Origin of the sequence: Pseudogracilibacillus amylolyticus (SeqCode), from assembly GCF_051918545.1 — a bacterium.
In the GTDB taxonomy this organism is placed as follows: domain Bacteria; phylum Bacillota; class Bacilli; order Bacillales; family Amphibacillaceae; genus Pseudogracilibacillus.
In genome coordinates this window covers 1-12,457 of record NZ_JBPPZG010000039.1, presented here as the reverse complement: position 1 = coordinate 12,457, position 12,457 = coordinate 1, and the positions used below count along the sequence as shown (strand labels likewise).

11 protein-coding genes are annotated in these 12,457 nt (G+C 33.2%); 10 read left to right on the top strand and 1 reads right to left on the bottom strand.

Going from position 1 to position 12,457, the window contains the following annotated elements; translation table 11 throughout:
• Nucleotides 1-97 precede the first annotated feature (97 nt).
• From ACPYKA_RS06600 to ACPYKA_RS06570, 7 genes are all read left to right on the top strand, one after another.
• Nucleotides 98-673: a sugar-transfer associated ATP-grasp domain-containing protein gene (locus ACPYKA_RS06600; RefSeq protein WP_479541566.1), complete on the top strand. Its 576-nt coding sequence runs from the start codon at nucleotides 98-100 to the stop codon at nucleotides 671-673.
• A 2-nt stretch (nucleotides 674-675) separates the two neighbouring features.
• Nucleotides 676-1,875: an ATP-grasp domain-containing protein gene (locus ACPYKA_RS06595; protein ID WP_047184556.1), complete on the top strand. Its 1,200-nt coding sequence runs from the start codon at nucleotides 676-678 to the stop codon at nucleotides 1,873-1,875.
• A 32-nt stretch (nucleotides 1,876-1,907) separates the two neighbouring features.
• Nucleotides 1,908-2,903, top strand: coding sequence for an NAD-dependent epimerase/dehydratase family protein (locus tag ACPYKA_RS06590; protein ID WP_047184578.1), 996 nt, complete (start codon nucleotides 1,908-1,910; stop codon nucleotides 2,901-2,903).
• Between the two features lie 21 nt (nucleotides 2,904-2,924).
• Nucleotides 2,925-4,022 (top strand): DegT/DnrJ/EryC1/StrS family aminotransferase, encoded by a 1,098-nt coding sequence (locus ACPYKA_RS06585; protein ID WP_479541562.1) that lies wholly within the window; start codon nucleotides 2,925-2,927, stop codon nucleotides 4,020-4,022.
• Between the two features lie 16 nt (nucleotides 4,023-4,038).
• Nucleotides 4,039-4,905 carry a glucose-1-phosphate thymidylyltransferase RfbA gene (rfbA, locus tag ACPYKA_RS06580; RefSeq protein WP_047184558.1) on the top strand — a complete coding sequence of 289 codons (867 nt, stop codon included), beginning with the start codon at nucleotides 4,039-4,041 and terminating at the stop codon, nucleotides 4,903-4,905.
• A gap of 21 nt (nucleotides 4,906-4,926) precedes the next feature.
• Complete coding sequence (rfbB, locus tag ACPYKA_RS06575; protein WP_047184559.1) at nucleotides 4,927-5,964, top strand: dTDP-glucose 4,6-dehydratase; 1,038 nt, start codon at nucleotides 4,927-4,929, stop codon at nucleotides 5,962-5,964.
• Between the two features lie 314 nt (nucleotides 5,965-6,278).
• Nucleotides 6,279-7,307, top strand: coding sequence for a GDP-mannose 4,6-dehydratase (locus tag ACPYKA_RS06570; protein ID WP_479541561.1), 1,029 nt, complete (start codon nucleotides 6,279-6,281; stop codon nucleotides 7,305-7,307).
• Nucleotides 7,308-7,693: 386 nt separating this feature from the next.
• Here ACPYKA_RS06570 and ACPYKA_RS06565 read toward each other — a convergent pair whose 3' ends face one another.
• The gene (locus tag ACPYKA_RS06565) at nucleotides 7,694-8,986 is read right to left on the bottom strand and encodes an MFS transporter (RefSeq protein WP_479541560.1); all 1,293 of its coding nucleotides are present in this window, start codon (nucleotides 8,984-8,986) and stop codon (nucleotides 7,694-7,696) included.
• Nucleotides 8,987-9,302: 316 nt separating this feature from the next.
• Between ACPYKA_RS06565 and ACPYKA_RS06560 the strand changes: the two genes are divergently transcribed.
• The 3 genes from ACPYKA_RS06560 to ACPYKA_RS06550 form a co-directional block, all read left to right on the top strand.
• Nucleotides 9,303-10,244 (top strand): sugar-binding transcriptional regulator, encoded by a 942-nt coding sequence (locus ACPYKA_RS06560; protein WP_047184562.1) that lies wholly within the window; start codon nucleotides 9,303-9,305, stop codon nucleotides 10,242-10,244.
• Between the two features lie 13 nt (nucleotides 10,245-10,257).
• Nucleotides 10,258-11,253 (top strand): 2-hydroxyacid dehydrogenase, encoded by a 996-nt coding sequence (locus ACPYKA_RS06555; protein WP_479541559.1) that lies wholly within the window; start codon nucleotides 10,258-10,260, stop codon nucleotides 11,251-11,253.
• Between the two features lie 16 nt (nucleotides 11,254-11,269).
• On the top strand, nucleotides 11,270-12,457 hold a 1,188-nt coding region (locus tag ACPYKA_RS06550), incomplete at its 3' end, for an FGGY family carbohydrate kinase (RefSeq protein WP_479541558.1).

Sequence of the window (12,457 nt, the reverse complement as noted above, 5' to 3'; positions counted from 1 at the left end):
ACTTGGGACGTGGAACAATCCATGAATGGTTGTTGTGCAAAAAAACTTAATCTTTTTGTGTCCAAAAACTTGACGTAGATCCAGTGATTTAGTTTTAATTAACGAAAAAAAATGTAATTTTAATGAGCTTGAAAATTTTTTAAGAGGATTAAATGGATATATTGTAACTGAATATATTAGGCAACACTACATGTTAAATGAAATCAACTCAATTTCTCTTAATACATTAAGATTTATGGTAATTAAAATAGACGGTAAATCAAAAATTAAACGAGGTTTTTTACGTTTTGGGACTGAAAAAACTGGTGTTGTTGATAATGCTTCGCAAGGTGGAGTATTTGCTTATGTAGATACAGTTTCAGGTGAATTTAGAGATGCAAAGAAAAAAAAGGGTGATCTAATTGAAAATTGTTCTGTTCACCCAGACTCTAGGATTGAAATTAATGGAGAAATACCAAATTACAAGACAATTATAAGTAAACTTCATGAAATAAGTGATTTCCTTAGTGAAATTATATACTTTGGATATGATATAGCTATTACAGAGGATTCTTTTAAAATAGTTGAAATCAATTCTCATCAAGATATTAGTTGGCACCAATATAATCAACCTTTATTAATTGATGATGAACTAAGATCTTTCTATAGTAAAGTTGAAAAAGGGAGAAAATAACAATGAGAAAGTTACTTTTATTAGGAGGATCGAAGCAGCAAGTCCCTGCTATACAATATGCAAAAGAAAAAGGCCTCTATACTATATTATGCGATTATCTTCCAGATAATCCTGGTCAACATTATGCAGAGGAGTTTTATTGCGTAAGTACAACAGATAAAGAGGCAATTTTAAAGGTAGCGGTTAATAACAATATTGATGGTATTCTGGCTTATGCATCCGATCCTGCTGCTCCAACAGCTGCATATGTTGCTGAAAAAATGGGCTTACCCACAAATCCCTATAAATCAGTTGAATTGCTGAGCAATAAAGATGAATTTCGGTCATTTTTAGCAAAACACAATTTTAATACACCTAAAGCAAAGGGGTATAGTTCCATTGAGGAAGCAAAAAGGGAAATAGAAAGTTTTAAATTACCTGTGATCATTAAGCCCGTGGATTCTTCAGGCAGCAAAGGAGTAAGCAAATTAACACATGCTAAAAACTTGGCTTCTCAAATAGAGTATGCTTTGAGTTTTTCAAGAGCAAAAAAGGTAATTGTTGAAGAATATGTGGAAATGCAGGGATATCAAGTAGCAGGAGATGGCTTTTCAGTGGACGGAAAGCTAATGTTTAGATGCTTTGCTAATGATCATTTTAATAGTAAGGGACTAAATTCTTTTGTTCCTGTTTCAGCTAGTTTCCCTTATGAAAAACCTGAAAGAATTCATAAAAAAATTCATAATGAAATCCAAAGATTGCTTGATTTATTGGAAATGAAAACAGGGGCATATAATTTTGATGTCCGTATAGATAAGAATGAAAATGTATACTTAATGGAGATCGGTCCAAGGAATGGAGGCAATTATATCCCACAGGTTATTAGGTACGCAACAGGCATTGATATGTTAGATTTTACAATTAGAGCTGCAATGGGAGAGGATTGTAGCGATATTAAGATGATTGAAACAAAAGGATATTGGAGTTATTTTGCTGTACATAGTAGTGAACCGGGTGTTCTAAAAGATATTAAGATTAAGGAAAGTGTAAATCAAAACAATATTGTTGAAAGCCATATGATTTATAAGATCGGCGACAATATACCAGCATTTACAGGAGCAAATGGAAATATAGGTATTCTTATTATGAAATTTGAATCTATGAACGAGATGCTTCATATGATGGATAATCCTGAAGAATGGATAGAGATTATAGTGAAATAGGCAATCATCGATGGGAAGGTGTGGGGTGTTTAATGAAAAAAGTTCTTGTGTTTGGTGCCACGGGGCATCTGGGGGCTTATACTGTTGATTATTTAAAGGAAAGTTTTAATCAAAACAAATTTGAATTGATTGCAATAGGTAGAAAACAAACAGATTTTTTTGAAAAGCAAGGAATTAAATACTGTCAAGTCGATGTTACTGACAAAGATGCTTTTAAAAGACTTCCGCAAGAAGATGTTTTTGCAGTAGTATGTTTTGTAGGGATGATGCCAGCAGCTATGCAAGGTTACAATCCACACATCTATGTAGATGTTAATGTCACTGGAGTTTTAAATATTTTAGAATATTGTAGGATAAATCAGGTTGATAGAATTTTATTTACCCAAACAGAAGCGGACTTATCTGGTTATTGGGAGAAAAATGCAGTGATTAAACCTGATCTACCAAGAAAGTTTAGTTATAAAGGGAGTTATTCCTTATATATTATTACAAAGAATGCTGCCGTTGATTTAATTGAAAGTTATTATCAAAATCACGGATTAAAGAGATTTATCTTTAGGTTACCTACTGTTTATCATTATAGACCTGATCCATATTACTATAAAGATGGTGTGAAAAAAAAGTTAGGTTATCGCCAATTAATGGAGTATGCAATGGAAGGAAAGCAAATTGAGATGTGGGGGGATCCTTCACTTGCGAAAGATATTGTCTATGTGAAGGACTTTACTCAAATGGTTTATAAAGCGATTCTAACTGATGTAGAGGGTGGCATTTATAATGTAGGTACAGGAAAAACTGTCACACTTGAAGATCAAATTAAGGGCATTATCGAAGTGTTTTCTCCGAAGGGGAGAAGATCTGAAATTATCCCAAGACCTGATAAACCTAATAGCAGGTCATTTGTAATGGACATAGAAAATGCTAAAGAAGATTTAGGATATAGACCACAGTACAGTTATATTGATTACTTAAAAGACTTTAAAAAGGAAATGAAGTTAAATCGTTTTGCCGACCTTTGGGATAAATAAAATGTATGAAATGGTGATAATATGAAAAAAGCTATCCAAGTAACTCAATCATCGATGCCAGATTTTGAAGATTTTACTGAGGAAATTCGGGATTTATGGAATAGTCGTTGGCTAACTAATATGGGGAAAAAACATCAAAAGTTAGAAGAAAGTCTAAAAGAATATTTAAATACTTCTAATATAAGCCTATTTACAAATGGACATTCAGCATTAGAAAGTGCGATTGCTTTATTCGATTTATCAGGAGAAGTCATAACAACTCCATTTACATTTGCCTCAACAACTCATGCGATTGTAAGAAATGGATTAACTCCAGTATTTTGTGATATTAATTTTAAGGATTATACAATAGATATTGAGAAACTCGAAAATCTGATAACGGAAAAAACATCCGCTATTGTACCAGTCCATGTCTATGGTAACGTTTGTAATGTAAAAGAGATTGAAAGGATAGCGGAAAAATATGACTTGAAGATTATTTATGATGCTGCGCATACTTTTGGTGTTACCGTGGATGGTGAAAGCATTGCAAACTTTGGTGATGTCTCGATGTTTAGCTTTCATGCAACAAAAGTGTTTAACACCATAGAGGGAGGGGCTCTTACCTACCGTGACCCTGATTTTTCCACAAAGCTTGATGCTCAAAAGAATTTTGGTATTTCAGGTCCTGATACTATAGAATATGTAGGAACTAATGCCAAAATGAATGAATTCCAAGCAGCGATGGGATTATGTAATCTGAAAATAGTAGACAGGGAAATACAAAAAAGAAAAGATATAGTTGCCAGGTATAATGAGAATTTGAACAATTTAACAGGATTAAAATTACCAGTTTCACAAGTTGGCGTAAAGAGTAATTATGCTTACTATCCTATATTAATAGATGGCTATAAATTATCTAGAGATGAAATTTATGATGTACTCAAAAAGGAAAATATATTTGCTAGAAAATACTTCTATCCTTTAACAAACAGTTTTGAATGTTTTCAGGGTGAGTTTAATACAGAAGATACTCCAGTTGCAAAATATGTATCAGAAAGAATCTTAACACTTCCGTTGTACGCTGATTTAGAATTGGCAGATGTTGATAGAATTTGTAAGGTAATTAAAGATGTTTGAAATAGGAGGGATTTAAATGAAGGGAATTATTTTAGCAGGGGGATCTGGAACAAGATTATATCCTTTAACAAAATCTGTTTCTAAACAAATTCTACCAGTCTATGATAAGCCAATGATTTATTATCCACTATCTGTATTAATGTTGGCTGGGATAAAAGAAATACTTATTATATCAACTCCTAGAGATATTAGCACTTTTAATGAGCTACTAGGGGATGGAAGTAAATTAGGATTAGATATTAAATATATCGTTCAGGAACAACCAAATGGCTTGGCAGAAGCCTTTATTATTGGAGAAGAGTTTATTGGTAATTCATCGGTCGCTTTAGTACTTGGCGATAATATATTCTATGGTTCCAATTTTGGTAGTAGATTAATGAGAGCATCATCCCTAGAAGAGGGGGGAGAAATATTTGGATGCTATGTTGCGGATCCAAGAAGATATGGTGTTGTTGAGGTAGATGAAAAAAATAATGCTGTTTCTATTGAGGAGAAACCAGAGCAACCTAAATCATCATTAGCTGTACCTGGACTATACTTCTTTGATAAGAATGTTGTAGAAGTTGCGAAAAATGTAGAACCATCTGAACGGGGTGAATTGGAGATTACCTCAATTATTGAAGAATATCTCAACAAAGGAAAATTAAAGGTAAACGTTATGGGACGAGGCTTGGCCTGGTTAGATACTGGTACGCATGAGTCTCTTTTAGAGGCTTCTAATTTTGTTGAAGCCATACAAAAACGTCAAGGACTATATATTGCCTGTATAGAGGAAATTGCATATAGAAAAGGTTACATTGATAAGGAACAATTAAAAGAATTAGCACAACCATTGGTTAAAACTGATTACGGTAAATATATAATGGAGATAGTAAACAATTAATTGTATGTGGAGTTGAGTGATTTGAGTAAGAAGAAAGTATTAGTTACTGGTGGAGCAGGTTTTATTGGTGGTAATTTTGTTCAATATATGGTTAATAAATATCCGAATTATGATATCTATAATTTGGATTTATTAACGTATGCTGGCGACTTAACGAAGCATCGTGATATTGAAGATAAAGATAACTATCATTTTATAGAAAGTGATATCTCAAATAGAGAAGAAATATTTAATCACTTCCAAAAAGAAAAATTTGATTATGTTATTCATTTTGCTGCGGAAAGTCATGTAGATCGTTCCATTTCTAACCCAGAAATATTTATTAAAACTAATGTGATGGGTACACAAGTTTTACTTGATGCCTCAAAGAAAAGTGATGTAACTAAGTTTTTACATGTTTCTACAGATGAAGTATACGGAGAGTTAGATTTTGATCCAACCAAATTCTTCACTGAGGAAACTCCTTTACAACCTAATAGTCCATATAGCGCTAGTAAGGCATCATCAGATTTATTAGTCCGTGCATATTACGAAACATATGGTCTACCAATAAATATAACTCGTTGTTCCAATAATTATGGACCATTTCATTTTCCTGAGAAGTTAATTCCACTCACTATATCTAGAGTTTTAAACGATGAAAAAGTACCTGTATATGGTGATGGGAAGAATATAAGAGATTGGTTACATGTATATGATCACTGTTCCGCATTGGATTTGGTATTGCATGAAGGTGTTAATGGAGAAGTATACAATGTTGGGGGACATAATGAGAGAACAAATCTGGAGGTAGTTAAAACTATAATAAAAACATTAGGCAAATCAGATGATTTAATAGAATTTGTTGGGGATCGCTTAGGACATGACAGGAGATACGCTATTGATCCGACTAAATTAGAAAAACTAGGATGGAAACCAGTCTATAATTTTAATACCGGTATTGAACATACTGTTGAATGGTATTTGGAGAATAAAGGTTGGTGGGAGCAAATAATTTCAGGTGAATATCGGGAGTATTTTGAGAAGCAGTACTCTTTAGATATCGGAAGAGAAAGCTAAGGAAGCATAGTAGTATTCACAAAAATATATATTATTAAGGATTTGAAGTTGTAAGGGAGTTTCCAACTAAAATTAATTATACAGATCTTGGGACAGTTAATTGATTTGGACGTTACTATTTGTGTCTACAAAAATTTTATTGATATTATAGTCTTAAAATGGACAGGAAACTTTAGTAAGGGTAATCTTGGAGGGTCTGTAAAGAATAAAAAATAACTACTGACCTATTTAAAGACAAGTTGGAAAAACTGAACAAAACTTTTCAAAGAAAAGAAAATCTATATTTACAAAAGTTATAAAGGAGTCGAATATACTTGGACTACAAGACACTTGATCCTAGTAAAATTTACTTAATCACAGGTGCAGCAGGATTCATCGGATTCTACTTATCTAAGAAACTATTAGGACAAGGTTGCAAAGTGATTGGTATTGATAATATTAATGATTATTATGATGTGAAGCTTAAACAAACACGTTTGGGGAAATTGGAATCTTACGAGAAGTTTACCTTTATTAAGGGTGACATATCAAATAAGGATATTGTTATGGAAGCCTTTGAAGAGTATAAACCCAATGTGGTAATAAACCTTGCTGCTCAAGCAGGGGTACGTTATTCAATAGAAAATCCAGATGTCTATATTCAGAGTAACATTATTGGCTTTTATAATATCCTTGAAGCGTGTAGATATAATCCTGTAGACCATCTTGTATATGCATCATCTAGTTCTGTTTATGGAGCAAATAAAAAAGTCCCGTTTGAAGAAACTGATTTTGTGGACAATCCTGTATCACTGTATGCATCTACTAAAAAGTCAAATGAATTAATGGCTCATACCTATAGTCATTTATATAAGATACCAGCTACAGGGCTCAGATTCTTTACGGTTTATGGCCCAATGGGTCGCCCAGATATGGCATATTTTGGGTTTGCGAATAAATATTTTAATGGAGAACCTATTAAAATATTTAACAATGGAGATTTTGAAAATGATCTCTATCGTGATTTTACTTATATCGATGATATTGTTGAAGGGATAGAACGTCTTTTAGGTAATCCCCCTGAGGAAAATGGCGTTCGACATAAAGTCTTCAACATTGGTAATAACAATCCAGAGAAGTTAATGGTGTTTATCGAAACATTAGAGAAATGTTTAGGGAATGCTTTGGGTAGAGAAGTAATTTTTGAAAAGATATTTGAGCCAATTAAACCTGGCGATGTTCCAGCTACCTATGCATCCACTAAACAACTTCAGGAAGCAGTAGGATTCAAACCTCAGACATCTATAGAAGAAGGATTGCAGAAGTTTGCAGATTGGTATGTAGACTATTATAGTAAGAAATAACCATTTGAGTGCAGAGCTGAATTAAAGCCTGCGCTTTTCTATAGCAAAGAAATCAAATTTTTTCTTTTACGAAGTATAAATATAAGGATGGAATATAAGTAATCCTTGATATTTCACTCAAAATAGAATCATCATCACGGAGAATTTGTGAACCTGTCTCGTAATGAGTATTTCGTTAAAAGAGAACCGCTTTAACGGAAGAAATGAGCACTTATCTTGGAAGAATAGAGCCACTCTAACGGACTGGGAACCAGTTTATCTATTTTTGACCAAATTAATACATCTACAAAGGGGAGAATAATCCCCATGTTATAGATGTATAAGATTCCACTACTGCTTTTGTAAATCCTGCACAAATATATAAGGTTTTTAACTTATCCTATTTTTTATAACGAAGTTTTAGCTACTGTGTCCTCAATAGAAGTAGATGTAGTATTATTATCAATAATAAGGAACTTAGTTAAAAATGCACCGAAGAAATAAATACCAGCTAATACCCATACAATTCCGGTATATCCAAGGAATCCAATTAGAACTCCAACGAGTGCTGGGCCAACAAAAGTTGGAAGCCCTGCCCCTAAGTTTAAAATAGACATAGCTGCGCCTTTTTCATTTTTAACTAGAGAAGGAACTAGTGCGGATAAAGGAACATAACCTGCAAGAAAAGCACCTAGTAATATAGAACTAATTAGGAGGGCGGATTCATTGCCTGGTAGAATCAAAGGCATGTAATACATAGCAAGCAGAGTTAATCCTGTTCCGACTCCACCAAACCACATTATTGTGTTTTTCCAGCCTACTTTATCGCCGACGTATCCGAATATTAAGTTGAAAATAATATTAGAAGTGAAAAGTGTTCCCCAAATCTGTAACCACTCCGTAGTAGAATAACCCTGTTCAAACATATATATTGGTATAAATACAGGAAATGCAAAAGTGACTAAGGAATTAATCACTCTTACGATACCACCAATTGCAACCTTTGGTTCCTTTTTCATAATAGTAATACCTTTAAGTAATTCCTTAAGTTTGTCATTATTTCCAGCTGGAACTGATTCTAGTCTCGTTTTTTCAATCTTATCCTTATTCACTATTAATGCGAAGAAAGCTCCTATTAATGCCCATACAACAGATGTCCACAAAGTATTAATATGTCCTAATGCCGGTATTAGAAAGCTAGAAGAGAAGGCGCCCATTACAAATAAACCGCCAGAAAATGCGAACCAAAACCATCCAACTGCAGTTCCCAGTTTTTCCTTTGGACTACTATATGAGATCCATACTAAAAATGAATATGCAAACAATGGGTAACCAAAGCCTCTTAATGCATAGGTTGGAAACATTATTACAAGATTCATAGTTGATAAACCTAAAGTAATAAAACATATAGTACCAGTTAAATAGAGAATTAAGCCTAGAGTCATTGTTCGCTTAGGTCCAAACATGTCAACAAGCACACCAGAAAACCAAGCAGCAATAGCTACAGTAACTCCGTAAACAGATAATAAAGATGCCGCTTCCTGGACAGTGAACCCATTGTCCACTAGAAATGGACTTAACCAACCTTGTTCTATTCCATCACCTAACATAAAAATTAGAACCCCTAAATAACCCCAAGCCAAAGTAGGTGGTATTCCTACTTTATAAAGAATATTTTTGTTATTATTCATACTACTCATAATAACTACCTCCCTCTTATCGAATAGTACTTTAAATTTCTTACTTAAATAATTTAACCGCTTACATTAATTGAAGAGAGACCTCCTTCTGTTTGAACAAATGTCCATATAGTGATAAAATGTTTGTGAATAAATATTAACATGTAGCCGAGCTTTTTTCAATTGTAATTTTTAGAAAAATAAAATTATTATGCGAGTAAATAAATAATACCGTTATTAAGGGGGGGCTGGGGGTTGAAGAAAGGGACTTTCAATGTGAAGTTTTATTAAAAATACTTGAAATATCTGAAAATATATTTATAATGGGGGTAATTAAATGAGCAAATTAACAAAAGATGAACATAATCCCAAAAGAGAATTTCTAGAGAGGATTTGCCGTATGTATTATATCTTGGATATGGGTCAAAAGGACATTGCGGAACAACTAAATATCGGCAGATCTTCGGTTGCTCGTTTCTTGAAAGAAGCAAAAAGTGAAGGAGTGGTACGTTTTTATATTACATCTAAATCTGATAGTACTAGAAGGACTGATTTGGAAAATCAATTGCTTAATAGATATAAGTTGAAGGATATAGTTGTAGTGAAAAGTGATAATTCTTTATTTGAAACAACAACCGTTGATTATTTAAATGGAATTCTTCCTTATCAAGGAAGTATAGGATTGGGATGGGGGAAAACAATTCATCAAGTTGGTAAGTTTTTGCACATGTGTGAATCAAGACCAAATTTGAAAGTAATACAAATGAGTGGAAGTGTTGGTGGGATGGAAAGAGATTTACCGGCTACCTCAGTAATCCAAAATTGGGCTCAGTCTTTAGGAGCTACACCACATTTTCTTCCGGCACCAGTGATTGTAGATTCAAAACAAACAAAGGAATTTTTCCTACAAGATAGAAATATACTTAAAAGTTTTAGAGAAATTAAAAATATTGATATTTCTATTGTTGGAATTGGAACAACTCACTCTGATTCAGCAATTTTTGAAGCAAATCTTGTTCCAAATTTAACGAGCGAAGAATTAACCAGTAAGAGTGTAGGAGATGTGTTGCTTCACTTCTATAATGAACAGGGTGATTTTACAATGAATGATATCTCAGAGAGAGTGGTTGGGACTAATCCTGTAGATTTGTTAAGAGTTCCTACTAGGGTTGCCTTAGCGTATGGAATAGAAAAGATAGAGGCGATTAAAGGTGCTTTAGAAGGGAAATTAATTAATATTTTAATTACTACTGATGAAACTGCAAAACTATTATTATAATTGGAGGGTTTATATGAAAATATTAATAACATCACCCTATAATCAAAATTGTATAAAGAAATTAGAAGAGAAATTTGCTGAAGTAATTTACAAGCCATGGAAAGATAATGGTAGAGGATTTAATGAAAATGAGTTGTTATCTATGTTGGAAAGATATCAGGTTAATGGTTTGATCACAGAAGTAGATGATGTTTCAGAAAAAGTGATTAATGGATATTCTAAACTATCTTTTATTGGAGTATGTCGAGCTAATCCGATTAATGTAGACATAATAGCAGCTACAGCTAAGAATATACCAGTATTTAACACTCCAGCTAGGAATGCTCAATCTGTTGCTGAATTATTTATAGGAAATGTAATAACGTTTTTAAGAAATGTTGTTCCAAGTAATAACTGGTTAAAAGAAGGTAAATGGTCAGAGGGAGCGCTTAGTGCGTACTTAGATTTTAAAGGTAATGAATTGGCTGGAAAAACAGTAGGATTTGTAGGCTTTGGAGCTGTGGGTCAAACTATTGCAAGGATGATTAGACATTTTCCTTGTAATATAAAATACTATGATCCGTTTCTTGAAAATGTAGATGATGAGTATGAGGGAGTAGAACTTCAAGAATTGTTCAAATCTAGTGATATCGTGTCTATTCATCTACCGGTAACTGATTCAACCAAGAATATGATTAATAAAGATTTACTTATGCTTATGAAGGAAGATGCGGTATTCGTAAATACAGCAAGATCTGCAGTAGTAGAGACAAATGCGTTAATTGATGTTTTATCACAAAGAAAAATTCGTGGAGCAATACTTGATGTGTTTGATAATGAGCCACCAACAGAAAGAGATTATGAATTAATTAATCTTCCAAACGTCTTAGCTACCCCTCATATTGCCGGTGCTAGTTATGAAGTTGAGGATCATCATTCTTTGATTATGAACCAAAATTTAATAGGTTGGGTAGAGGAAAATAAAACTATTAATATTTTTAATCAAAAGCAACTTCTTATAAAAAATTAAATGTGGAGTGATTCTTATGAGAAAGGGATATTTGATTATTGATATAGGAACAGGTAATTGTAGGGTTGGTTTAGCGACGATAGATGGCAAAGTACATTCAATTTATACTTCGGATGTAAAATATCAAAAGGATGAAATGTTTCCAGATGCAGTCTCATTCGATCCACAACAAATATTTGACGACATTAAAAGATTAATTTTGGAAGTAAGAAAAGCTAGCCCTGATATTGAAATTAAAGCTATACTATCTACAAGTCAAAGAGAAGGCATTGTTATCTTTAATGATGACGGGCAAGCACTTATTGGCTTGCCCAACGTGGATAATCGTGGAAGAGAATGGGAACAACAGTTTACCCATGTGCCAAACATTTATCAAAAAACAGGTAGATGGCCTACAACAGTTTTTTCTGCATTAAAATTGGTTGGGCTTAGACAAAGACAACCTGAAATTTGGGGAAAAATTGCTGCTTTTACTAGTATAAGTGATTGGATAGGTTATGAGTTAACCCATGAATTAGCATATGAGGCGTCGCAAGCATCAGAAACTTTGTTATATGATGTTGAGAAAAATAAATGGTCTAATGAACTATGTGACTTATTTGGAATAAATATGAACTGGTTACCTAGGGTGAGGAAAAGTGGAACTATTTTAGGATTAATAAAAGATGAATTCAAGTACTTTTTAAACTTAAGTGAGAATATTCCTTTTATAATTGGTGGAGCTGACACACAACTAGCTGTAAAGGGAGCACAGCCAGAGGTAGATGATATAGTTTTGGTATCGGGGACAACAACACCTATTATAAAAATTGTAAACGATTACTTAATAGATAATAATGCAAGATGCTGGGTGAGCCGAAATGTAAATGAAAATGAATATATAATGGAAACTAATGCCGGGGTTTCTGGATTAAATTATCAAAGATTAAAGAAGGTATTCTTTCCAAATAAAAGTTATGAAGAGATTGAGGATGAGATATTGGCGCTTAAGAATCCAAAAACAATTGCGTCGTTTGGGACATTAGTTTTTGATAAGAATCTTCCCTTAACAAGAGGCGGATTTTATATGGATGCACCTGCTCATCATGAATTAACTGCAGCTGATTTTGTATTCGGTATTATTTTTGATATTGCTTCCTCAATTAAGTATAACTTTGATGTTTTAGATGAAGTATCACCAATATCAAAGGAATATGTATTTGGT